This window comes from Primorskyibacter marinus, assembly GCF_003313245.1.
GTDB lineage: Bacteria > Pseudomonadota > Alphaproteobacteria > Rhodobacterales > Rhodobacteraceae > Primorskyibacter > Primorskyibacter marinus.
In genome coordinates this window covers 1-24,697 of sequence record NZ_QJSD01000007.1, presented here as the reverse complement: position 1 = coordinate 24,697, position 24,697 = coordinate 1, and the positions used below count along the sequence as shown (strand labels likewise).

General features: G+C 56.9%; 18 protein-coding genes. 14 read left to right on the top strand and 4 right to left on the bottom strand.

Annotated elements, in window-relative coordinates; translation table 11 throughout:
* Positions 1-321 precede the first annotated feature (321 nt).
* Genes DMZ65_RS10700 through DMZ65_RS10690 form a run of 3 tightly spaced genes read left to right on the top strand, consistent with a single transcriptional unit; the run spans position 322 to position 4,651 of the window.
* Positions 322-603 carry a HigA family addiction module antitoxin gene (locus DMZ65_RS10700; RefSeq protein ID WP_116598906.1) on the top strand — a complete coding sequence of 94 codons (282 nt, stop codon included), beginning with the start codon at positions 322-324 and terminating at the stop codon, positions 601-603.
* On the top strand, positions 600-3,338 hold the full coding sequence (locus tag DMZ65_RS10695; RefSeq protein WP_116598905.1) for a class I SAM-dependent DNA methyltransferase: 2,739 nt from the start codon (positions 600-602) through the stop codon (positions 3,336-3,338). Before DMZ65_RS10700 ends, DMZ65_RS10695 begins: the two co-directional genes overlap by 4 nt.
* Positions 3,335-4,651 (top strand): PDDEXK-like family protein, encoded by a 1,317-nt coding sequence (locus DMZ65_RS10690; protein WP_116598904.1) that lies wholly within the window; start codon positions 3,335-3,337, stop codon positions 4,649-4,651. Before DMZ65_RS10695 ends, DMZ65_RS10690 begins: the two co-directional genes overlap by 4 nt.
* Here DMZ65_RS10690 and DMZ65_RS19460 read toward each other — a convergent pair.
* Positions 4,630-4,836, bottom strand: coding sequence for a hypothetical protein (locus tag DMZ65_RS19460; RefSeq protein WP_157960603.1), 207 nt, complete (start codon positions 4,834-4,836; stop codon positions 4,630-4,632). The two genes, DMZ65_RS10690 and DMZ65_RS19460, sit on opposite strands and share 22 nt — an antisense overlap.
* Positions 4,837-4,866: 30 nt before the next feature.
* Here DMZ65_RS19460 and DMZ65_RS10680 point away from each other — a divergent pair, with 30 nt between their 5' ends.
* From DMZ65_RS10680 to DMZ65_RS10670, 3 genes are read left to right on the top strand one after another with little or no spacing between them, the layout of a single operon-like run.
* A complete protein-coding gene (locus DMZ65_RS10680) occupies positions 4,867-5,748 on the top strand; it encodes a hypothetical protein (protein ID WP_116598902.1) in 882 nt (293 codons plus the stop codon).
* Positions 5,745-7,787, top strand: a complete 2,043-nt coding sequence (locus tag DMZ65_RS10675; RefSeq protein ID WP_116598901.1) for a DEAD/DEAH box helicase — start codon at positions 5,745-5,747, stop codon at positions 7,785-7,787. Before DMZ65_RS10680 ends, DMZ65_RS10675 begins: the two co-directional genes overlap by 4 nt.
* 37 nt (positions 7,788-7,824) lie before the next feature.
* Positions 7,825-8,961 carry a GIY-YIG nuclease family protein gene (locus DMZ65_RS10670; RefSeq protein ID WP_232824967.1) on the top strand — a complete coding sequence of 379 codons (1,137 nt, stop codon included), beginning with the start codon at positions 7,825-7,827 and terminating at the stop codon, positions 8,959-8,961.
* A gap of 12 nt (positions 8,962-8,973) precedes the next feature.
* On the opposite strand, the gene DMZ65_RS10665 is transcribed toward DMZ65_RS10670, so the two are convergent.
* Entirely contained in the window at positions 8,974-10,410 is a 1,437-nt protein-coding gene (locus tag DMZ65_RS10665) for a DUF6880 family protein (protein WP_116598899.1), read from the bottom strand.
* 867 nt (positions 10,411-11,277) lie between these two features.
* On the opposite strand from DMZ65_RS10665, the gene DMZ65_RS10660 reads away from it, so the two are divergent.
* The 6 genes from DMZ65_RS10660 to DMZ65_RS10635 all read left to right on the top strand — a co-directional run bounded on the left by DMZ65_RS10660 (position 11,278) and on the right by DMZ65_RS10635 (position 19,129).
* Entirely contained in the window at positions 11,278-11,952 is a 675-nt protein-coding gene (locus DMZ65_RS10660; RefSeq protein WP_157960602.1) for a hypothetical protein, read from the top strand.
* On the top strand, positions 11,949-14,168 hold the full coding sequence (locus tag DMZ65_RS10655) for a TnsB C-terminal domain-containing protein (protein ID WP_116598897.1): 2,220 nt from the start codon (positions 11,949-11,951) through the stop codon (positions 14,166-14,168). The genes DMZ65_RS10660 and DMZ65_RS10655 overlap by 4 nt, the downstream gene beginning before the upstream one ends.
* On the top strand, positions 14,165-15,145 hold the full coding sequence (locus DMZ65_RS10650; protein ID WP_116598896.1) for a TniB family NTP-binding protein: 981 nt from the start codon (positions 14,165-14,167) through the stop codon (positions 15,143-15,145). The genes DMZ65_RS10655 and DMZ65_RS10650 overlap by 4 nt, the downstream gene beginning before the upstream one ends.
* A complete protein-coding gene (locus DMZ65_RS10645) occupies positions 15,142-16,968 on the top strand; it encodes a TniQ family protein (protein ID WP_116598895.1) in 1,827 nt (608 codons plus the stop codon). The genes DMZ65_RS10650 and DMZ65_RS10645 overlap by 4 nt, the downstream gene beginning before the upstream one ends.
* 780 nt (positions 16,969-17,748) lie before the next feature.
* A complete protein-coding gene (locus DMZ65_RS10640; protein ID WP_116598894.1) occupies positions 17,749-18,798 on the top strand; it encodes an AAA family ATPase in 1,050 nt (349 codons plus the stop codon).
* Between the two features lie 79 nt (positions 18,799-18,877).
* On the top strand, positions 18,878-19,129 hold the full coding sequence (locus DMZ65_RS10635) for a hypothetical protein (RefSeq protein WP_116598893.1): 252 nt from the start codon (positions 18,878-18,880) through the stop codon (positions 19,127-19,129).
* A gap of 383 nt (positions 19,130-19,512) precedes the next feature.
* Here the strand turns inward: DMZ65_RS10635 and DMZ65_RS10630 are convergent, their stop codons facing one another.
* Entirely contained in the window at positions 19,513-19,971 is a 459-nt protein-coding gene (locus DMZ65_RS10630; protein WP_116598892.1) for an Lrp/AsnC family transcriptional regulator, read from the bottom strand.
* 114 nt (positions 19,972-20,085) lie between these two features.
* On the opposite strand from DMZ65_RS10630, the gene DMZ65_RS10625 reads away from it, so the two are divergent.
* Positions 20,086-21,288, top strand: a complete 1,203-nt coding sequence (locus tag DMZ65_RS10625; RefSeq protein WP_116598891.1) for a methionine gamma-lyase — start codon at positions 20,086-20,088, stop codon at positions 21,286-21,288.
* Positions 21,289-21,299: 11 nt separating this feature from the next.
* Positions 21,300-23,696 (top strand): thiamine pyrophosphate-binding protein, encoded by a 2,397-nt coding sequence (locus DMZ65_RS10620; protein ID WP_116598890.1) that lies wholly within the window; start codon positions 21,300-21,302, stop codon positions 23,694-23,696.
* 151 nt (positions 23,697-23,847) lie between these two features.
* Here DMZ65_RS10620 and DMZ65_RS10615 read toward each other — a convergent pair.
* Positions 23,848-24,616 (bottom strand): IS5 family transposase gene (locus DMZ65_RS10615; protein ID WP_114963763.1). Its coding sequence is split into 2 segments (ribosomal slippage): positions 23,848-24,295 and positions 24,294-24,616, totalling 771 coding nucleotides; the frame shifts between segments, so codons are not numbered across the junction.
* Positions 24,617-24,697: the final 81 nt, after the last annotated feature.

Sequence of the window (24,697 nt, the reverse complement as noted above, 5' to 3'; positions counted from 1 at the left end):
ACCCAAAGAAAGCCGGGACATCCCAGGTTACTGCACAGTAAGCGTCCGCTTTACGAAGGCCGCACCGCAGCGTTGCGCGGTATCGCGAACGACCGCAATGGGCCGGTAATGTCGCATGATCAAGCCAAAAACCGCGAAGCGATGGCGGCGAAGATGGCCTGTTGCAAGGGTGAGATGTCCGCAAAGTGCTTTTCACCCGGTTTCGTGATCCGATGCACTTCGAATTGCCCAAGGCATCCGCACCCATTTTGCAACCCACGGCACTCATCCTGTTGATAATCGCCGATTATCACCATACGGTCCCGAAAACGAGGAGCGTTGATGGATCACCCTGGAATCACTGTGCGCGCTGAGTGCCTGGTACCTCTTGGCCTGAGCGTCACGGCCGCTGCTGCGATCTTGGGTGTTGACCGGCAGACATTGAGCAACCTGCTCAATGGTCGATCGGGAATCTCGCCGGAGATGGCCTTGCGGTTGGAAAAGGCATTCGGCGGGTCTGCAAGAACCTGGATGGAACGACAGATGGAATACGAATTGGCTGGCATCATGGCGCGCGCGGAGGAAATCAATGTTCGGCGATACGGGGAGGGCACCGACAAATGAACCCGGTCGAGATTGAGCAGGCCATTTCCGATCTGGCCGAGGCGCCGTTTGATGCTGCCGAATTCCCCTATGCCTTTCTCGAGGCCTTCGGGCGCAAGGCGACCGAGATCAAGAAGCTGCGCAAGGGGGATACCAACAGATCCGATCTGGGCGGCGTCCTGCAGCGCAACAACATCCACATCGCCACCTGTGCGCCGGGTGAAGTCTCCGCAACCCTCGCGGCTCTCAAGGCCAGCCCCGCCACCACCAGGTTCAAGGCGAAGTTCATCCTCGCCACGGATGGTCAGGAGTTCGAAGCCGAAGACCTGATCGGCGGCGATACCGTCGCCTGCGCCTACACCGATTTTCCGGATCATTTCGGCACCTTTCTGCCCCTTGCCGGTATCTCCACCGTCAAGCAGATCCGCGAGAGCGCTTTTGACATCAAGGCCACGGGCCGGCTCAACCGTCTCTATGTCGAGTTGTTGAAGGACAACCCTGCCTGGGGCACTACTGAGAAACGCCATGACATGAACCATTTCATGGCGCGGCTGATTTTCTGCTTTTTCGCCGAAGACACCGATATCTTCACCAGCAGTGACCTCTTCACCAACACGATCGACCGCATGTCGAACCGTGATGGTACGAACACGCATGAGGTCATCAGCGAAATCTTCCGCGCGATGAACACCGCAAACAAGGACCGCGGCACGGCAGAACTGCCCCGCTGGGCCGATGCCTTTCCCTATGTGAACGGCGGGCTGTTCTCGGGCAGCACCGAGGTGCCGCGCTTTTCCAAGATCGCGCAGCGCTATCTCAGCCACATCGGCGGGCTGGACTGGACCAAGATCAACCCCGACATCTTCGGCTCCATGATTCAGGCCGTCGCGGATGAGGATGAACGCTCGGTCCTTGGCATGCACTACACCTCTGTGCCGAATATCCTGAAGGTGCTGAACCCGCTGTTTCTGGATGATCTGAACGCAGCATTGGAGGAGGCAGGGGATAACCGGCGCAAGCTGGGCAATTTGCGCGCCCGCATTGCCAAGATCCGCGTGTTTGATCCGGCCTGCGGGTCGGGGAACTTCCTTGTCATCGCCTACAAGGAACTGCGCGCGATCGAGGCGGTGATCAATCAGCGGCGGGGCGAGCCTGACCGCAAGACCGACATTCCCCTGACCAACTACCGCGGGATAGAACTGCGGGATTTTTCCGCCGAGATTGCGCGGCTGGCGCTGATCATCGCGGAATACCAATGTGATGTGACCTATCGCGGGCAGAAAGAGGCGCTGGCCGAATTCCTGCCGTTGGATGCGCAGAACTGGATCACCTGCGGCAACGCCCTGCGGCTGGACTGGCTGTCGATCTGCCCGCCCACGGGAACAGGGGTGAAGTTCCAATCCGAGGATCTGTTTCAAAGCCCGTTGGATCAGGCGCAGATTGATTTCGAAAATGAGGGGGGCGAGACATATATTTGTGGGAACCCGCCTTTTTCGGGTCTCACGAAACAGGAGAAAGATCAAAAAGATGACCTGAAAATACTTTTCACTGGAACAGAGTTTTCTGCATCTTCTGTCGACTATGTTGCGGGCTGGTATTTTAAGGCTAAGCTATACTGTGAATCTCAACCATGTAGGTTTGCCTTCGTTAGTACAAATTCGATGTGCCAGGGGCAGATGATTCCAAAATTTTGGAAGCCGTTCCTTTCTGGCGGTATGGGCATAAGATTTGCCCATGCATCGTTTCTTTGGAAGAACTTGGCAAAAAATAATGCTGGCGTGATTGTGGTTATCGTCGGTGTAGACGCAACGCCCTCCGGAAAGCGGGAACTGTTTAAGGATGACGTGTGCACAACAAGCACCTACATAAATCCTTACCTCACTACAGCAGAAGTAAGTCTGGTAACTGATAGTAGAAAACCGCTTCATAGCTTGTCTGACCTTGTCCGCGGTAGCATCCCAAATTGCGGTGGGAATTTGGTGCTTTCAGCTGAGGACGCTCGAAATTTGAAGTGCATGTATCCGACTGCTAATCATTTCTTGAAGCGTTACGTTGGCGCTCAAGAAATCTCTAAAGGCATCGTGCGTTATACACTTTCGATTGAAGACCGAAACTTAGATGATGCCAGAAAAATACCGGAGATACGACGAAGGATCGACGCCGTCAGAGAGGTCAGGTTGCAGAGCTCCAAAGAAAATACTCGAACAGTCCTTGCAGATGTTCCGCATAGATTTGAACTTATTAGTTCTAAAGGGCATGCCGCAACAGTGGCTGTCTCGCGAACTACATCGGAAAATCGAGAGTTTCTTGCAACTGACCTACTTCCTACGGGGACAGTTGCCAATGACAATGCTTTCTTCTCAGAGATCGATCAATTATTGATTTTCGCGATCCTTGTTAGCCGCTGCCACCTTGCGTGGATCGCAACAGTTTGCGGTCGCATGAAAAATGACTACCGATACGCAAACACCCTCGGCTGGAACACCTTCCCCGTCCCCAAACTCACCGAAAAGAACCGCGAGGATCTGAACCGCTGCGCCGAAGATATCCTTCTGGCTCGCGAGGCGCATTTCCCCGCCACCATCGCCGATCTCTACAACCCCGAAACCATGCCCGAAAACCTCCGCGCCGCCCACGACCGCAACGACGAGACCCTTGAACGCATCTACATCGGCCGCCGCTTCCGCAACGACACCGAACGCCTTGAAAAGTTGTTCGAGATGTACACCAAGATGACCACGAAGGTTCCGGCATGAGCCTCGACAATAACGACGCCCATTTGCCAACCCTGGACGATCTGGAGAGCCTGTTTGTCAACAATGCTGATCTGGACAACGTCCGTGCCCACCTCAGCCGCTTTAACCCCATCAAGACCATGGGCATGGAGCGGATGGAAATCCGGCACTCTGCCATCCTTGGCTGGCTGCTGAACCCTCAGGAAACCCATGGGCTGGGCGACACCTTCCTCAAGGCGTTTCTGGCTCAGGCATTGCGCGGCGATGACAGTAAGGCACGGCCAACAGCGCTGGATGTTTCGCAAGCCGATATGATGGACGCCGAAATCAGGCGCGAGTGGCGCAGCATTGACCTGCTTGTTCTAAGCCCACGCAACGGTTGGGTGTTTGTGATCGAGAACAAATTCGACAGCGGTCAACACAGCAACCAGCTGAAACGATATATGGACGTAGTGGATGCGACCTTCATGGGATCGGATAGCTTTCACTTGGCACGCGGGATCTTTCTGACCCTTTGGGAGGAAGACCCGGAGGACGACCAATACGCGCCGATCGAGTATGGTGCCATCTGCGAGTTGTTGGATCAGACCGCGTTGTCGGGTCGACTGCCATTGACGCCAGAAGTTCAAACATTCTTGCAGCATTATTTAGACGTTATTCGAGAGGCGACAGGCATGAGCAATGAGCAAGCCGAAATGGAGAAATTGGCGCGGCAACTCTACCGTGACCACAGACGCGCTCTTGATTTTATTGTGGAACATGGGAAAAGCACGGATTTCTCCTTCGCCTGTGACGCCGTATTCGGGGAGGATCTTGAAGACGAAGCCGTCATTAAGGTTGGAAAGCGTGAGTTTGTTTTCGATCGTTCGGATGCCCATATATTCAGTTTTTTGCCGAAGGCCTGGTACGATGCCTTTGGTTCTGACGAATATTGGTGGCATGGCTGTGAGAACTGGTGGGCAGGCTTCCCCCTAATTGCCTGGATTCAGCTGACAAGCGATGCCAATGGTTCAAGTGGCCAGGTTCGTCTGTATGCAGAAGTTGGACCCCTAAGCGACCATGATTTTCGGCGTGACCTGATTGCTGCGATTACTGAAGTAGCAAAGAAGAAATCACTGAAAACGATCGGCTTTCAACGCGGCGCTGCCGACGAGGGCAAGAAATTCTCGAAGTTTTTCAAAAAGAACTTCTTTGCGGTCGATGACATTCATGATCACGACAAGATTGCCAATGCGATCAAGAAGGCGCTGAAGTCTTTTGAAGCGGAGATGGACGTTGTTGCTAAGGTGTTGCCACAGTTCATACCGCACGGTCAGGAAGAGAGTTCGAAATGATTGGCTTTCCTGTCTGCGATTTCGGTGGATTCAATTCTGAACTTGGCGGCGCTGTGAGACGTGAGAAAAGGTTTTCCGTCATACTCAGCTCCGCGCACAACTGCGACGACGAGACGCTGGAGCGCATCTACATTGGCCGCCGCTTCAAAAAATGTCACCGAACGGCGGGAAAAGATCTTTGACATGTACACGAAGAGGACCACGAAGGTTTCGGCATGACGATTTTTAACAGCATGACTCTGATGGCAGCGGGCGAGATAATTGCTGAAATGTCTACGCAAGCCGCGTTCTCATCGTTGACCCTGAGCTGGGGCGTTGAAGAGTTTTGCGGTTCTGGATCAGTCGCTTCAAAGGCAAATGATCTGGTCAGATCCGCAAAAAACAGCATGGGTCAACGGTCGGTTCCAACGATAAACGGATATTGTGAGCTGCGAAGGGCCATCGTTGAGCATGCAATCACTGCTAACGACCAAGCCAAACGAAACCAGCCCAAAGCTTGGGCGCGGCTTGTCGCAGGGTTGAAAATGGATGGCTATGAAATAGTGGCCGCAAAAGTTCCTGACCCGTCTGGGAGGCAATCCATTTTTGAAGATGGGCCAGCAATGGTTTCTCAGCCAACCCTAACACGAATGCTCCCCCAATCGGTTCCTGGTACAGACTTCAGAGAAGCTGATGATGAAGTAACCGGTCTGTTGAAGGCGCATGGATTTTCAGTCGCCTTGGGACACATGCAGCAGGCGATTTCAGCATTTCAAAGAGGTGATTGGGCTGCCGCCAATGCACAGCTTCGGACCTTTACCGAAAGCTACCTTTCAGATCTTGCAGGCAGGCTTGGATATCAAGGGCCGGACAAGATGAACAATCGGTTCAAATTTCTGGGGGAAGTAGAGCCGCCATTCTTGATTGCGGCCTATAACGAATGGAATTTGAACGATCAAAAACCTCAATTTACAAAGGGTCTATGGAGCCGGATGCACCCCGAGGGAAGCCATCCAGGTCTTTCTGAGGAAGAGGATGCAACATTCCGAATGCAAATCACTCTGATTGCCGCAAGACTATACCTAAGACGCTTTGACCAACGGATTTCGAAAAAATGACACGTTCAGTTCCCTCTGTCTCTGTCTCATACCCCGCCAATGGCAGCTCCACCAAATCCAACGAGTTGGGCATGCGCGCCATGCAGGAGCGCGCCTATGAAAAACGCGGCGAGCAATATCTGCTGATCAAATCACCCCCTGCCTCGGGGAAAAGCCGGGCGCTGATGTTCATCGCGCTCGACAAGCTGCACAATCAGGGGCTCAAACAAGCGATCATCGTGGTGCCGGAAAAATCCATCGGATCGAGCTTTGCCGATGAGCCCTTGTCGAAGTTCGGGTTCTGGGCCGACTGGGTGGTGCCGCCGCAGTGGAACCTGTGCAATGCGCCGGGCGGGGATGATGGCAAGGTCGGCGCGGTCGGCCGGTTTCTGGAGAGTGACGACCGGATCCTTGTCTGCACCCATGCGACGTTCCGATTTGCCGTCGATCGGTTCGGGATCGAGGTGTTCGACGATCGCCTGATCGCCATTGACGAATTCCACCATGTCTCGGCCAATCCCGACAACAAGCTGGGCGCGCATCTGGGTGACCTCCTCGCCCGCGACAAGGTGCATGTGGTGGCGATGACCGGATCCTATTTCCGCGGCGACACCGAGGCCGTGCTGACCCCCCAGGACGAGGCGCGGTTCCAGACCGTGACCTATACCTATTACGAACAGCTCAGCGGCTATACCTATCTCAAAACGCTGGACATCGGCTATTTTTTCTACAGTGGACCCTATGCGGATGAATTGTTGAAGGTGCTCGACCCGTCCGAAAAGACGATCCTGCATATCCCCAACGTCAACTCCCGCGAAAGCACCAAGGACAAGCATCGCGAGGTCGAGCATATCCTCGATGCCCTGGGCGATTGGCAAGGCACCGACCCGGCGACCGGGTTTCAACTGGTGAAGCTGCCCGATGGCCGGGTGCTTCGGATTGCTGATCTGGTGGATGATGATCCGGCCAAGCGCGACAAGGTAGCGGCGTCCTTGCGAGACCCGGCGCAGAAGGACAGCCGCGATCATGTGGACATCATCATCGCGCTTGGCATGGCGAAAGAAGGGTTCGACTGGATCTGGTGCGAGCATGCGCTGACGGTCGGCTATCGCTCGAGTCTGACTGAGATCGTGCAGATCATCGGCCGTGCCACACGCGATGCCAAGGGCAAGACCCATGCCCGTTTCACCAACCTCATCGCTGAACCAGATGCGTCGGAAGAGGCTGTGCGGGAGGCCGTGAACGACACCCTGAAGGCCATCGCCGCCAGCCTGCTGATGGAGCAGGTGCTGACGCCGAAATTCGAGTTCAAACCCAAGAACCCGGCCAATACGGCGCAGGAAGGTTTTGACTATGGCGAGGGGGGCTATGATCCGGGCAAGTGCAATGTCGGTTTCAATGAAGAACAGGGCACCTTCCAGATCGAAATCAATGGCCTGACGCAACCCAAAAGCCCCGAGGCCAACCGGATCTGCCAGAACGATCTGACCGAGGTGATCACCGCCTTTGTGCAGGACAAGACATCGATCGAACGCGGGCTTTTCGATGAGGAAATGGTGCCCGAAGAGCTGACGCAGGTCCGCATGGGCAAGATTGTTCGTGACAGGTATCCTGAGTTGGATGACGCTGACCAGGAAGCCGTGCGCCAACACGCGATTGCGGCGATGAACTTCACCCAGCAGGCGAAGAAATCCCTGATTGGCGACGGCAGCGAGGCGGCCGTGAATACGGCATTTGTCGATGGCGTCCGCCAGTTTGCGCTGAGTGTTCGGGATCTGGACATAGATCTGATCGACCGGATCAATCCGTTCAGCGAAGCCTATGCGATCCTTGCCAAAACCATGAGTGAGAAAAGCCTGAGGGATGTGGCCGCGGTAATCGAGGCCAAAAAGATTCAACTGTCACCCGAAGAGGCGCGCGATCTGGCCCGGCGCGCCGTGAAGTTCAAGCAGGACCGCGGACGGCTGCCATCTCTGACGTCGACCGATGCTTGGGAGAAGCGGATGGCCGAAGGCGTCGCCTTCCTGGCCCGCATGAAGCAGGACGCAATGAATGGGTAATAGTTTCACCGACGACGACGATGCGCTGCTTGCCGAATTGGGCATCGAGGTCGAACAGAAAAAACCGGTCAAACGAACACCCCGCGAGGAGCGCATCATTGCGGGGTTTGAGGACATCCAGAGGTTTGTCGCCGAACATGGCCGGCCGCCGCGCCATTCCGAAGATGGAGACATTTTTGAGCGGCTCTATGCGGTGCGTCTTGACCGCATCAGAGAGCTTCCGGAAGCGTCTGACCTTCTGGCAGAGTTGGATCATGGCAATCTGTTGGCTGACGCCGAACTGGCAGAAGGCACCGATGATCTTGACGACGACGCCCTTCTGGCGGCTCTGGGTGTCGAGGTCGAGGCCAGCCCGATTACCGAGTTGAAGCATGTCCGCTCCGCATCGGAGAGGAAGGCAGCTGATGATGTCGCAAACCGCCAGCGATGCGAAGACTTCGATAAATTCAAGCCGCTGTTCGAAAAGGTGCAGCGTGAGCTGGACTCCGGCGCGCGAGAAACCCGACCATTCGAGCTTAAAGCGGAAATCCGGCAGGGGCGGTTTTTCATTGTCGAGGGGCAGAAGGCCTATGTCGCGGAAATGGGTGAGACGACGCTCACCGATCAGGGCCGCACCGATGCGCGATTGCGGGTGATTTTCGACAATGGCACGGAAAGTAATATGTTGATGCGCTCGCTGCAGCGGGCACTCAACAAGGATGACGCCGGGCGCCGCATTACGGAAGCTGGCGCGGGGCCACTGTTTTCGGATGCGCCCGAAGAAGGCGATAGCACAACAGGCACGATCTATGTGTTGCGCAGCAAGTCCGATCATCCGCTGGTGGCGGCCAATCGCGAACTCGTCCACAAGATTGGCGTGACGACCATGCCTGTAGAAAAGAGGGTCGCAGGTGCTCAGCTACAGCCGACATTCCTCATGGCGCAGGTCGAGGTTGTTGCGACCTACGAGCTCTACAACATCAATCAAACCCGGCTGGAGAACCTGATCCATCGCATCTTTGGCAAGGCACAGCTCGATATCCAGATCGCCGATCGCTTTGGTCGCCCGACCTCTCCGCGCGAGTGGTTTCTGGTGCCTCTATTTGTCATCGATAATGCTGTAGAGAAGATCAAGGATGGCACGATCACCGGCTTTGAATACGATCCCGAAAGGGCGGAGTTGGTCGAGCGCTGACGTCTCCGGGCGTTACTCATCGACCAGCTTCCAGAACCCATATTTGCGGCCATGCTTCTGCTTCAGCGCCTCGACGAATGCCGCGTGTGCCGGAAAGCTGTGATAATTCTCGATGGCGGCATCGCAGCTTGCGCATTCGGCAAGGTGGCGCGCGGCATGGCGATATCGCTTTGATTTTGCACCATCGAGGGTGTCCTCGCTCATCGTGCGGCGCATGATAGTGGCGGCGAGCGGATGCTCTGCCTCAAGGGCGTCAGCGGCAGTCGAGAGGGTGCCGTAGGAGTCGCCGTCAAGGGCATCGGCCCGCGACAGCACGACCCGGGCTGCCCGCTCATGTGCAGGCCAGCCGATGAGAAAATTCACCGCCGCGCCAAGATGAGGGTGGTCCATGGCCAGATCCAGTGCCTTTTCCTCGGCCTCGAAATCGTCGAAATCAGGGAGCAATTTCAGATAGGCGCGCAGGCTGCGGTCGCTGAGTGTCTGCCGGAAACTGTCCCAGAGGTGGGCTTTCAACTCATCCGTCTTGCCTTGCCGCTCCAGACACTCCTCGTAAACCTTATCAAGATCATACCGGAACATCCGGAACGACTTGCCTTCTTCCGCGGCTCTCGCGCCCATGATGATGTCATAGGCCTCGTCCACCCGGTCCGCATCCAGCAGGCGGCGGGCAATATCGGGGGCTATGGTGCCATAGGTCAGCTGTTCGGGTGAATAGCGCGCCATATAGGCATCAACGTCGCCTTGCGCATCCGCGATATCGGCAAGGATGACCGAGGCGGTGAGTTGCTTGTTGCGCAGGACCGCTTCTGCAGGCGCGGACGAGAGCCCGTACGCACGATATTGCTCCAGCTCATGTTCGCTGGGCGGGGCGGTCTGCCATTCCTCGGTGATCGCTTTGAGATGCTTCATTCCTTCTTTGCCCAGAGCATCAGCGGTCGCCGGGATGATGCCGTCGAATTCGCCATAGCCCGCGTCGGAAACTGCATCCAGGATGCGTTCGGCCAGCAACTTGCTGTCAATCTCGATCCGTGGCGATATTTGCGCGATCATGTCGACGACATCACGCAAAACATCCCCGACGGATCCGTTGCTGTCGTCGGTCCGCTCATGGATCGACGGGGCCAGCTGCAGGAAGGACCAGAGCAACTCGAATGACTGGCTCGGATCAACTGGCGCAACAGTGGTTTCGATCATGGCCAAAAGCCCGCGCAGGTCCTTGACCAGCGCCTTTTGCTTGCGCCAATCCACAAAGCTGGTCGAACGCCGCAGCGATGCGAAGCGTTTGCGCAGATCGGCGGCGACTTCCTTGGGGCCTTGTGCGGCGCTGAGTTCCATCCGTGCCCTGCGCTGCAAGGCAGCGCTGCCTTGCACCAGGTCCATGACCAGCGCGGCGAGCTTTTCCGCTCCCAGCTTTGCGAGGTTCGTTTGATTCAGGGTCTTCTTGGCCATGAATTCAGGCTATCAGGCATCATAGTCGGATGGCAGGCTGTTTCATGCAAATCAAGACATGATCCACTGGACTAATGTCTGGTGCCATCAAAGGCGAAACCTTGGATCCCGGCGCGGCAGGACCCAGACCGTGCCGCCGGCGGTCTGAGAGGATGTTGGATAATCGAGTCAGATATCCAGATGCGCTACTTCCTCAAGATCGTGACGATTCGCAATGAACCTGATCGTCGGCGTCGAGCGGTCGGGGATTCAAACCTACGACCCTCAACCGGGTTTGCCGGGGCACGTTGCAAAAATGTCTCGGAGGCGGTTCAGCGTTTGCGCCAAATCATAGCGGTTTTCCACTTCGCCAAAAAAAGTTTGACTGACGGCCTTCCGGATGAGCCGCCTCTGATGTCGTATTTATACATTAAAAACACTTGCTTAGCGGGTCTCGAAAAACTCACTCGGTTCATCTGAATTGAAACGGAAATGATTTCGACAAATTTATTTTGGCCGAAAACAGCTGTTGTCGGGGTGTCCGAAATGGGTAGTTTCTCGGCCTCAAGCGATGGCTGAACAGCGGATCACACAGATCGGGACGCGGTTTTTTCTTCGTGAAACAGGCGGTCAGCCAACCTTTCAATCAACAGCGTCGGAGCTCGGCGACGATTGAGAGGTCACAGCCAAGAGGAGATGAACGACCATGGTCAACGAAACGGAATAGACCACCAGAACTGGCAGGCCCGTCAAACATGAGGCCTGCATCCAGGGTCACCTGAAGTCCCAGGGGCCCACAAACACAAAACCAGAATTCGGTATCGCCGCCTTTGGGCAGCGTCGGAGCGCATTCCGGCGAGCGATACCCTCATGCCAAAAGGAAAAAGCATGGAATATTCGTCAGACGGCGGGCTCGTGATGCCCGAGCGGCTTCGGACCTCTCGCAAGATTGCGAAAGGTCGCCGGACACAATTCACCGGCCAATTCACCTTTGGGCCCGACGAGGGTCGGACCATGGATATCGAGAGCCACACCGAATTGTGCACCGCTCTCGTGACCATCGCGCGACCCGATGTGGTGGGCCTTGAGAACCAGGTGCCGTTCGAATGGGTAACGCCTAATGGCAAGACCGCGACTCATCATTTCGATTTCCGCGTGCTGATGGCTGACGGTTCCCGCCGGGCGATCATGGTGAAATCCGAATATCGCCGTCGCCAGCTCGAGGTTCAACAGGAGTTGGCGCAGGTCGCGGCTCAGGTGACACCGGAGTTTGCGGATGAAGTGATCATCATGACCGAGCGGGATCTCGACCCGGTCGAGCTTTTCAACGCCGAGATGATGCACGAAATGCGCCGCCCCGACCCTGAGGCCGACGCCGCTGCGCGCCGGCTCATGGGGGAGATGGTCGCCTCGGCCCAAATCCAGGATCTTGTCGACGCCATCGGCCTCGGCGCGCGCGGCTTCCGGGCCATTGTTCGCCTGCTCCGATCTCACGAACTCAAACTCGTCATCAAGGTCGCTATCGCACACGAGGCCTACGTCCGCCGGAGGATTTCCAAATGATCGCCATCAAACCCAGCCCCGTACCGCCCAAGTTTTCGTTTTCCGAATACGATGGCATCGTGATCGGCGGCCAGCCCCACCGATATTTCCAGACGCGTGAGGAGGGGCACATTTTCGTTGCTGCGAAAGGTGCAGGCGTGCCTCAGGTCATGACCAATGCAGAGATCAGCCGCTATCTGTCGGCCGGCAATTTCGCGTGCACACCGAATGAGCATCAGCCCGAACATCTGCGGCAGCGAACGCTGCCGGATGGAGACCTCCTGTCGCTGAGGCCGACCAAGGCCCAGAAAAAGGCAGGGATGCGGATAGCGGTGGTGAACGCTTTCCGCGAAATTCTGAATGACGATTCCAACGACGTCACTCGGACCGCATCATCTGTCACGCCCGTTCTTGGAGCTATCAAGTTGCGCGCCGGGGAAATTCAACGGGAAGGCGCGCCGGAAGACCGTGGCGAACCACTCCCCGTGCCGGACAGGCTGGGCGCAAAAACTGTACTCGAATGGGAGCGCAAAGAGCGGCGTTTCGGGCTGGCCGGCCTCTACGACAGGAAGTCGGAGCGGGGGAATCGGGATCGTCGTCTCACGGCCGACGAACTGATGATCATGGGAAAGGTCGTGAGTGAGTATCTCAACGACCAGCGCCCGCCCCAAGCAATCATCTTTGAGAAGGTGAGAACCGCCTTCGCCAAGGAAAACGAGCGACGCCGGGCCGAAGGGCGGCCCGAGATCGTCTGCCCGTCCCGTGAAACCGTGCGCCAGGCCATCCGCAAGCTCAATCCCTTCGACGTGACTCTTACCCGTCATAGTCGCCAGGCTGCGAACCGGCAGTTCGCGCCGGTAGGCATGGGGCTGCAGGTCGAGCGGCCAATGCAAAGGGTCGAGTTCGATGAGTGGGAGGCCGATGTCATCGCCCTCATGGCGGAAGGCGGGTTGTTCCATTATCTGACCGAAGAGGAGAAAAAGAAACTCGGGCTCGACAAGAAGAAGGCGCGCTGGTGGATCACCGTCGCCATCTGTTGCGCTACCCGCTGCATTGTCGGGATGGTCATATCGCGCACGCCGAACTCGCAAAGCGCGCTTCGCGTCATCGAGATGATGATGCGGGACAAGGGCGTCTGGGGAGATGCCTGTGGTGGGCTTACGCCCTGGAACCAGTTCGGGTGGCCTTCAGTCATCGTAACGGATTGCGCAGCCTACAACATCTCGGCTCTGATCCAGGCAAGGACATCGGATCTGGGGATCACGGTGCAGTATTGCCCGGCTGGCGACCCGCACCTGAAAGGCCGCGTCGAGAGGGGGTTCGGAACGTTCGCAACCCAGCTGATGCCCAGGTTGAGCGGGCGCACCTTCAGTAACAGCGTCGAGCGCGGTGATTACGAGTCTGAAAAACGCGCAGTCCTGAACCCGGAAGAGTTCTGCTCGGTTCTTGTGCGCTACATCGTCGATGTCTACCACCGCACGCCGCATAGCGGGCTGGACCGTGAGACGCCGCTCGATTGCTGGAACCGGCTGGTCGAGAAATTCGGCGTCCAGCCGCCGCCCGATCTGGGTCGCAGACGCCTCATCTTCGGACAGGAGCGTGAGCGCACCGTGACCCGCGAAGGCATTACCGTTCTGGGTGTCCGCTATCATTCGGAAGTGCTGGCGCGGTTCATGACCAAGGCGGAAGAGCGTAAGGTTTCGATCCGGTGGTATCCCGAGGATATCGGCGCCATCTGGGCCGAGCTACATGGCCGCTGGTACGAGATCCCCGCAGTCTTCGATCGGTATCAAGGCGTCTCTGCGCAGGAATGGCTGCACGCGGCGGCCGAGATCCGGGCGCAGAATGCCAAGAACGCTGAGGTCAATCTCGCCGTGGTGCGCCAAGCACTCGATTATATCGAGAAAACCAACAGTGATGCCATGAACCGGGTCGGCCTGATCATTCAGGACTGGTCTGAGCAGCGGATGGACTACGAGGAAGACCGCCTGTTCATCGGGTGGAAAACCTCGGAGACGGAAGCGCAGAGCCCCTACGACAGTCAGCGCAGTGAGTGGGGCACCAGCCTACCGATGGCTGGGTCGGCGCCTGCGAGCGCTCCCAACGACGAAACCCTGCCCGGGTCAGAAGATATTTCTTCCGGCGGATTGGGGGCGATCCAATTTCCCGATCATCAGCCTGGCGATGATGCCGAGACGGCTGACGACAACGACGCCTGGACCTTGGAGGACAAATGACCATGTGCACTTCACTGCCGACCATCAACCAAAAACTCGCAGCCGTGGACCGGCTGCGAGACAAGCACCTCGTGACCCCGCGAGACACCCAGTTCCGCAGCTATCTGGATCGGCTTCTGCAGCGGGACGACGAGGGAAATCTTATCCCGGCCCCGCGCCTTTACACAAAGGACGGCGATGCACGTGGCATCGCCGTGGTGGAACCCGCTGGCGGCGGCAAGACCTCGCTGGTTCATCATGGCCTCAAGACCCATCCGGCGCTTCAGCCGCGTGATGCGGCACATCAGCCTTGGGTGGGGGTCCGGGTTCCCAGCCCAGCCACCGCCAAGAGCCTTGCGATCGAGATCCTGCGCAAGAGCGGATACCCAACGGTCTCCCGCTCAAATTCTGTGACCGAAGACGACATCATGCGCAAGGTGCGCAACCATTTCAAACTGCGGGGTACGGCGATCCTCTGGATCGATGAGGCGCATGACCTCTTCGGTGCCGGCAGCAGGTTCAAGATCGATGTGTTCCTGAAGACGGTTCGCAACCTGATGCAGGGCGATGGCGCGGTCAGTGTCGTGTTGAGTGGCATTGAGAGCCTCTGGCAGATCGCGTCCTGCGATGCTCAGGTCACGCGCCGCTATTGGCGGCTGCCCTTGGCGGATGTCTCTCCGCATTCCGATCGCAGGGCGCTGACCCAGGTCATCGCGGGTTTCTGCGATGCGGTCGGTATGCAGCCGCCATCGAACGAAGACCTGGTGGATCGGCTCGTTCATGCCAGCCGGAATCGCTTCGGTCGCTGCATCGAAAACATCCTTGCTGCACTCGAAACGGCCGCGCTCGCCGGCTCCGATAAGCTGACGATCAATCATTTCGCAGAAAGCTGGGGCATGCAGGAAGGCTGCGCCATGGGCAGCAACGTATTCCTTGCGCGCCACTGGGCCAAGATCGATCTGGCGGAGAACCAGATTTCCGGAGGGGTGGGACAATGAAACTCGCTCCGTATATACCATTTGATCCGACCGAGAGCCCACTCTCCTTCGCGGCGCAGCTCGCAAAAATCCATGTCGGCGAACGTCTGGTTCCATTTCTGCACGATATCAACATTGATCTCGGAGATATGGCAGCGAACTCTGAAAAAGCGCTTGCTCGATTGGCCGAGGTGTCGGGCGTTGCGGTCGAAGACCTGCGCGCCAATGTCGCCATCCCGTTGGGCGACAGGATCTATGATTTGCGGGGCGAGCTGGTCTCAGCAGAGTTTCTGGCCAACCCGCACACGGTATATTGCCCGGCCTGTCTGGCGCAGGATGATCAGATCGGCTTGCGCCGTGGCCGCTGGGAGTGGGCGCTGTCGGTGGTGCGCACCTGCCCACACCACGAAATCCCACTCTTACGGCAAGCTTCTACCAAATGGGATGATAAGTTTCATGAACTTGATCTGCGAGTCCCTGAACGCGGCGAGGAACTCGACGCTTTGGTAACGAAGGCTCCGCATCGCCAGGTTTCACCACTCCAAGATTACGTCATTCGCCGCCTTGAAGGGAAAGCTGGTCCCAAATGGTTGGATGCGCAGACCCTGGATCAGGCTGCGCGCGGAACGGAGCTTCTCGGTGTGTTGATGGCTTACGGGCCGGCGCAGAAGCTGCCACAGCTTTCCGTGGACGATAACGATTACGCTGGCCGCGTCGGGTTCGATTTCACCTCGCGCGGCGAGGAGGGTATCCGGGAGGCATTGGAGTCACAGCTTCGCAGGTTCGATGAGGCAACGGGAACACCAGGTGCGCAGAAGATTTTCGGGTGCTTTTACACAACCCTTGCTGGCTCGAAGTCGCTGAAAGAACCGGGCGATATCGCCCGCATATTGCGCGATGTCATTACAGAGAGGATCGCTCTGCCTGCCGGGCACAAGGTTCTTGGCAAGAAACTCGATGAACGGCGACTGCACACCGTGGCTTCGCTTGCCAAAGAGCAGGGATTGAATTCGGTAACTCTCCGTGGCGTGCTGGTCGCTGCGGATGTTATTCCTGAAAATGCCCCTTCCCATTTCCCCATCCCAGTTGACCAGGGCAGGGAGGTCGCTGGTCGCGTCAATCGGATGGTCCATGTCAATTCCTTGCCGGATTTCATGAATTGTGCCCGTCCTCTGGTGGATCAGCTTTTCTCTGACCGTCTTCTCACACCCATATACACGGGGAGCCCCGGCATTAAGGGCCGGACGAAAAAATCCGTAGACGAGAAGGAGATTGCCATGCTGGTTGGCAAGCTCCACGCAAAAGCGGTTTTGACTGACGTTCCCCTTGCTGGATTGGTGCCGATTTCGAAAGCCGCGGAAAAGGCCAAGGTTCCGGCGATCATCGTGCTTCATTTGATCCTCGGTGGCTTTCTCGACCGTGTGTTTCGTCTTGCCAGCCAGGAGGGGGTCGGTGCGCTCTTGGTGGATTCCGATGAGGTGAAGCGTCAAAAGGACTGCGTGACAGTGGGGCTGCCTTCAGTGGATGCGTTCTCACCCCTGAAGATTGCGAAAGAGGTGGGTTGGCGGCTGGTCGATCAATATCAGGCCATTAGCGGTCTGACCGTCATCGAAATATTCGGGCCCGACCGAAACCACCCGATCCGACGGCTCGACGCCGACAGTGTCGCCCGGTTCAGCGCAACATTCACAACGCCAGCTCGCCTTGCCGAGCAGCATGATCTGCAGATCGGGGAGGTCGTGGGGCGTTTGAAACGGTCAGGGGCCAGGCCGGTGATATCGAAAGCCGAGATTGGTATGGATTTCTATCGGGTCAGTGCTCTGAAACGGGACCTTTTCTTATGAGATGCAAGGCTGGGGTGTGCCCCAGCCTTGCATCATGTGAAAAAAGGCAGATGCGCGGGAATGCTGGTGAAAAAATACGGGGGGTTGCAGACGATCAATGCAGAAATCCGCAGGGACGGTAATTTAGCGGTCATGACCAGGGGATGAAGACGATTTGAAGGTTTGAAACCCGACTTAACATAAGGGGCCTTACCAGCCCATCTCGATGAAAAATTTCAAGATCGTCCGAAAGGACGGTCTTTTTTTGTCCGATTTGTTCAGGTATGAAGATGCTCCAATCTCGGGTTCGTGCGCTCGAGAAATGGGCACCTTATGCCTGCGAGAAATAGACGTCTTATGCTCGTGGAAAATAGACGTTTTATGACTGCAGAATGGCTAACTCAATGGCCGAGATTGATTTGAGATGCAATGAAATCAATGGCTTAGATTGATGCGATGGCCATTATTCGGTTGTAGTGACATTTCTATGGTTGTGAGACCCAGCATAAAATGTCCATTCTCGGCATTTTTTGACCATTCCGACACAGATCAAATGACCACCGGCAACCCAGGTTGTCGGTGGTTTCTTTTTATTTCAATGACTTAATGCTGTTTTGGCGATTTGCGCCCACTGACTTTGGTGTGGGCTTGCGGAGTGCCCTGGTGTCGTTGACCTGGGTGGCGCGGTGTTCTCATAACGTTCTCAAGGATCCGGATCCTCTGACTGAAACCCCTGGCAGCCCCGCGCTGCCGAATGCTGGTCGCCAATCGAATGGCGCGCCGGCTCAGAGAGGAGCCCCAATGCCACGTATCAAGTTTATCGATGTGACCTTCCCACCCAGCAACTTGCCATCCTCTTTCGATATCGAGAGTCGTCTGAAACGACACCTTCATCAGTTGCGCCAGAAAACGGGTACCGCGCGGGAAGACTACATGCTGGAAGATTCGGACCGACTGAAGGTCAGGCGTCGGACCGAAGCCTATTTGAATGCCGTCGCCCGGAAGTCCGGCATGGGTCACTTGGACAAAGATGATCGGAAGAAGCTGGAAGTTTTCCGAACGGGCGCCGAACTGAAGACGGTGGAAACAGAACACAGTGCGGATGAGATCGCGAGCGCCCTCCACGCCGAAATGCCCTGGATGGCGGAAGCGACCGAGCGCGTTTGGCAGGATATGCGTGCGTCGGTGCGCAACGGTGACCCTGCTCCCCGGCTGAGGCCGTTGCTTTTGGTCGGGCCGCCGGGGATCGGTAAAAGCTTCTGGGCGCGGTTGCTCGGTGACAAGTTGACCGTGCCAACGACGGTCATTGAAGCAACGGGTGAACCCGCCGCGTTCTCCGTGACAGGCAGCCAGAGAGGCTGGGGATCCGCAGGTCCAGGGAAACCGCTGGAAGGCATCATGGCCAGTGGCATCGCGAACCCGGTCGTGGTGGTCGACGAGATCGAGAAAGCCGGTATCGTGGACTCGAATAGGGGAATGAGATTTTCGCTAAGCGAGGGCATGCTCCCCCTTCTGGAACGTTTCACTGCGGCGCGGTGGTCATGTCCATTTTTCCGGGTGTCGTTCGACATGTCTTGGATCACCTGGGTGATGACCGCAAACTCTCTAAGCGGTCTGCCCGTCCCGTTTCTGAGCCGCTGTCCTCCCCTGCATCTGTCGGCCCTGTCCGCAGAGGATCTGAAAGGGTTCGCGACGAGAGAAGGTGGCCGCCGCAGCCTGCCAGACGATGCAATCGCTGCGGTACACGAGGTGATCGCGGCGATTGACAAGCCACAGCTCGTCAGCCTGCGGTCCGTGGTGCGCATGTTGGATGCTGTGGACCAGGCGATACATCGCCCGGTGCTTCATTGACGCGGGCGGTTGCGCCGGGCCGGTATTGGACGTCAACATGCCTCACAGACGGCCTTCATGATGGTGAAGGGACAGAGAAATGACAGACGACGACAAGCCGCGTTACTTCAACTTCGAGGAGCGGCAACGGCAGAAAGCGCGGGCTCGGCAACGCGACGAAGAGCGCCTGGCGCGAGGGGTGATTTCGGCCGCCGAGTTGCAGCGTGAGAACATGCCATTTCGAAAACTCAGGCGCGATCGGGTGGCGATCTACAGAAACAAGAAGACCGGCGAGTTTGTATGGACGTCTTTTGAGCGGAAACGGGGGGCCGAAGACGGCAGTGAGGATTGACGCTGCGCTGGAGGGCCTGGCCGTCAGTTGGCGTGTGAAGGGTCTTCGTTCTCTTGGTGTGGGAGGGCGCTGTTGCACGCGAGGATTCTCGTGTGCGGCGGTGCCTTGGATAGAGGATTGAGGGAAGATGGTTTTCTGCCGGTCCCCTGATCGTTCAGAGAGTTTCAACTGTCCACCTATCCTGTCGGTACGACGCGACCGGCCCAAAGCCGACCTTGCCCACCAATTCAAAATGCTGCAATGTGGTCCGCCATTGCGGCCATTCATACAGAGCGCAGCATTTTGTCGGCTCAAACGTCAGTGTGGGGACGTTTCGGATAGTCGCTGCGCCCTCATTAATGCTCAGATCTGCCCAGCAGGGGCTGACGTCAGACAAGCCTGAACTAACGTGACAAAGGGAAAACGGCTGTCCTCTTGACCGTTCCGTAGACAAAACTCGTGTCGATGGAAGCGACGCCGCCGATGGGGTGTATCCGATTGCGGATAAAGTTCTCGTAGGCTTCGAGGTCAGGGACCAACACCCTCAACTGATAGTCCATCGCCCCGGTCATCACGTGACATTCGAGCACTTCATCAATTAGCCGAACCCGTTTCTCAAATTTTTGGACATCCTCTTCATTGTGCCGCTCCAGCTTAATTCGCACAAAAACAGTGATGGCCAGACCGTAGGCGGCCGCGTCAACTTCAGCGCTATATCCCTGAATGACCCCCTTGGCCTCCAGGTTTCTTACCCTGCGCAAGCACGGGGATGGCGACAGGTTCACGGCCTCAGCAAGATCCTGGTTGGTCATTCGCCCATCACGCTGGAGGGCACGGATGATTTGTCTGTCTTTGGTGTCCATTATGCGTCCTGATTGGCAGATAATGTTAAATTATCTATATATGATAGCATGATTGGCAATCAAATGCCTTCATAAATAGCGCATAATGACCCGAAATTAATTCAGGAGCTCTTTATGACCCGTCCAGCCAGCTTTGCCACTCGCGCTATTCACTACGCCTATGATCCCATGCAAAACGAAGGAGCGCTAACGCCGCCTCTGCACCTGACTTCGACCTTTGCCTTTGAGACGGCCGAGGCTGGTGGCGAGATGTTTGCAGGGGAGCGGCAGGGATATATCTACAGCCGTATTTCAAACCCAACCTGCGATTTGTTGGAGCGTCGCATTGCTACGTTAGAGGGCGCCGAGGCGGGCTTGGCGCTTGCCAGCGGAATGGGCGCTATTACCGCCGTGCTGTGGACGCTATTGTCGCCCGGTGACGAAGTGATCGTAGACAAGACGCTCTATGGCTGCACCTTTGCCTTCATGCAGCATGGGTTGGCAAAATGGGGAATCACGATCACCCATATCGACATGACCAACCCAGAAAACCTACGCGCGGCAATCTCCGAGAAAACCCGTGTTGTCTATTTTGAAACCCCGGCTAACCCGAATATGCGTCTGGTAGACATAGCGGCCACGGCCGGGATTGCCCACGCAGCGGGCGCGCAGGTGGTTGTAGATAACACCTATGCCACGCCATACCTGACCCGCCCGATCGAGATGGGGGCCGATATCGTTGTGCATTCCGCCACCAAATACCTGGGCGGTCATGGCGACGTGGTGGCCGGGCTGGTTGCTGGCAGTGCAGAACAGGTGGCTGAGATCCGGTTGGTAGGCATGAAGGACATGACCGGCGCGGTGATGGCGCCTTTCAACGCGATGTTGATCTTGCGCGGGCTCAAGACGCTGGCGTTGCGAATGGACCGCCATAGCGCGTCGGCCCGTGTCGTTGCAAAATTCTTGGAAGCGCACCCTGCAGTGCAGTCCGTATACTTCCCGGGGTTGGAAAGCTTTTCCCAGCAGAAACTGGCAGAGCAGCAGATGGACCAACCCGGCGCAATGATCGCGTTCGAAATCGATGGCGGCATGTCCGGCGGTATCGCCTTTATGAACGGGTTGAAGATGATCAAACGTGCCGTATCATTGGGTGATGCCGAGACACTGATCCAGCATCCAGCGTCGATGACCCACTCTACCTACACGCCCGAGGAGCGCGCCGAACATGACATCAGCGACGGTTTGATCCGCTTGTCCGTGGGGTTGGAAGAGGTCGAGGATATCCTTGCTGATCTGGAACAAGCCCTGCCGATGCCAGACCGCCACGCTACCGAATAAGGAAGAGATTCATGCGCCCCAATCTGACCCATCTGAAAACCATTGAACAGCGTCTGCTGTGGTTGTCGCATTGGATGATCCATCACGCAAATCACGTGCGGCCCAAGGTGGACGGGATCAAGGTCGGCGGGCATCAGGCCTCGTCGGCATCGATGGTATCGATCATGACCGCGCTTTACTTCTCGACGCTGAAGCCAGCGGATCGAGTGGCTGTGAAACCCCATGCCTCGCCGATCTTCCACGCGATGCAGTATCTCATGGGCAACCAGACGCGCGAAAAGATGGAAAACTTCCGCGGGTTCGGTGGTGTGCAATCCTACCCCAGCCGCACCAAGGATATCGACGATGTGGATTTTTCAACCGGTTCGGTGGGATTGGGTGTGGCGATCACGTCCTTTGCTTCGATCATTCAGGATTACATCAAAGCCAAAAGCTGGGGAGGCGATGCCCCGATGGGCCGCATGGTCGCGTTGGTGGGCGATGCAGAATTGGATGAGGGCAATATATACGAAGCCTTGCAAGAGGGCTGGAAGAACGATCTGCGCAACACATGGTGGGTGATCGACTATAACCGCCAATCGCTCGACGGGATCGTGCGTGAAGGACTTTTCGAGCGTCTCGAGAAGATTTTTGATGCCTTCGGTTGGGACGTGGTGCGGATCAAACATGGTGCTTTGCAGCGTGCGGCATTCGAGGAACCGGGCGGAGACAAATTGCGTGACTGGATCGACGCTTGCCCGAACCAAGAATATTCGGCGTTGACTTACATGGGCGGGGCTGTTTGGCGCAAACGGCTTTTGGATGATCTGGGGGATCAGGGCGACGTCAGCGCATTGATTGAACGGCGCCGCGACGATGAACTGGCCGCATTGATGGAGAACCTCGGAGGCAATTGCGTCGAGACTATGGCTGACATGTTCAATGGTATCGACCACGACCGCCCGACCTGTTTCCTTGCGTATACAATTAAGGGCTGGGGCACGCCGATCGCAGGCCACAAGGACAACCACGGCGGGCTGATGAGCAAAACTCAGTTTGCCGATTGGCAGGCTCATATGGGCGTTGCAAAAGGGGAGGAATGGGAGCTGATGGCAACCGTTCCAGACGAAGCGGCCCTGCGTGATTTTCTGACGGATGTGCCGTTCTTTGCCAAGGGCACGCGTCGCTATCACGATGACAAGCTGGCGGTCCCGGTTATTGACATCGACACCTCGCGCGAGATTTCAACCCAAATGGCGTTCGGTAAGATTCTTGATGACTTGTCCAAGGGTGACAGTGAACTGGCCGCGCGGATCGTCACCACATCACCGGATGTTACTGGCACCACCAGTCTCGGCCCTTGGGTGAACCGCCGCAAGCTTTTTGCTCGCGCGGAGCAAGCAGATGCATTTATCGAGAATCGTATCCCTTCCACCGCGAAATGGGAATTTACGCCCAGGGGTCAGCACATAGAACTCGGCATTGCGGAGATGAACCTCATGTTGCTGCTGGGAGCTGCTGGCTTGAGCCACAGCGTTTTTGGCAAACGGCTGATCCCCATCGGAACGGTTTATGATCCCTTCGTGGCGCGCGGGCTCGATGCGTTGAACTATGCCTGTTATCAGGACGCACGTTTCATCCTTGTGGGCACACCTTCCGGCGTGACGTTGGCGCCCGAGGGCGGCGCACACCAATCTGTGGGCTCGCCACTGATCGGGATGTCTCAGGATGGGCTGGCATCGTTTGAACCCGCCTTTGCCGACGAGTTGGCCGTGATCATGCAATGGGCTTTCAACTATCTACAGCGCGATGGCGAGGGCGACCCGGATGAGCGGACATGGTTGCGCGATGAAACCGGGGGATCGGTCTATCTGCGTCTGACCACCAATCCGATTGAGCAGCCTGGGAAACGGAGGGATGAGGATTTCCGTCAAGGTGCCATCGATGGTGCCTATTGGCTCCGCAAGCCGGGGCCGAATTGTGAAGTGGTCATTGCTTATCAGGGAGCCGTTGCGCCGGAAGCGATCAAGGCAGCGGGTATAATCGGTGAAGCGAGGCGCGATGTCGGCGTTCTCGCCGTTACTTCGGCAGACCGCCTGAACGCGGGTTGGACTGCGGCGCAACGAGCGCGCTCGCGGGGAAACAAGGCAGCGCAGGCCCATATTGAAACCCTGATGACCGACTTGCCACCGCATTGCAAAGTCATCACCGTCATCGATGGTCATCCCGCAACGTTGTCATGGCTCGGCAGTGTTCAGGGGCATCAGACGGTTCCGTTGGGGGTCGAGCATTTTGGCCAAACTGGGACCATCGCTGATCTCTATCGCCACCACGGCATTGACGCGGCTGCCATCGTGGAACGGGTGAATGGTTTGACGGTCGGGAAAGAACTGAACCAAAGCATTCCGGATACGCACACCTACAACTGAGGTTTTGTGACCAATACCGTGGCTGTGATTGGCGGTTCACCGCCCTTATTGCAGATCGACGCTAACGGCCACTGCAGACATTTGCCTGTCGCTACAATGCTGCGGCGCAGCTTTGCCAGACCTGCCGTTCGTGCTTTGCGCAGCATTTCTATTAGGCAGCCGACTCATAAAACTCGATCCACAGCCTGACCGATGCCAATTTGATCATCGACAGGAAATTGCGTGACGTCTTCTCGTATCGGGTTGCGATACGGCGGAACGAGGCTTTCAGCCTGCCAAAGAAACGCTCGATTTTGTTGCGTTCCCGGTAGATTGCAGCATCAAATTCGGCGGGTAGTTTGCGGTTGGCCTTGGGAGGGATCACGTCGATAGCGCCCTGTTCCCAGATCAAGTCTCTGATCCAGTCTGCGTCATATGCTTTGTCCGCGAGCACATGTTGGCCAGGTTGCAAATTGTCCAGTAGCGCCTTGCACGGCGGCGCGTCATGAGCTTGGCCGGGTGTCAATTCATATCGGATCGGCAGCCCATCCTGATTGGTAAGTGCATGTATTTTCGTTCCTAATCCGCCCCGTGAGCGACCTAAACAGCGGCGCGGGTCTTTTTTTGAGAGTCGTGGCGGAATGATGCGCGCGCACGCTGGTCCCGTCGACCATCACTGTGTCCACGTTATGCGCGTCGGCGATGGCGTCCATGATCCGGTCCCAGTGGCCCGCATAGCTCCACCGGTTGAAGCGATTATAGACCGTTGTCGGTGGGCCATATTCGCTGGGCAGATCGGCCCAAGGGATGCCGGTGCGCAGGACGTAGAAAATACCGTTGATCACGCGGCGGTCATCCACCCGCTTCTTGCCGCGCGTTTTGTTAGGTAAGACAGCTTTGATGAATTCCCATTCCAGATCGCTCATGTCTGATCGTGCCACTTCCATCCTCCCGCCCGTTGTTTAGACGAAATGAATCACAAACTTATGCTCCTAAACAAGAATTAATGGGTGTGCTGCCTA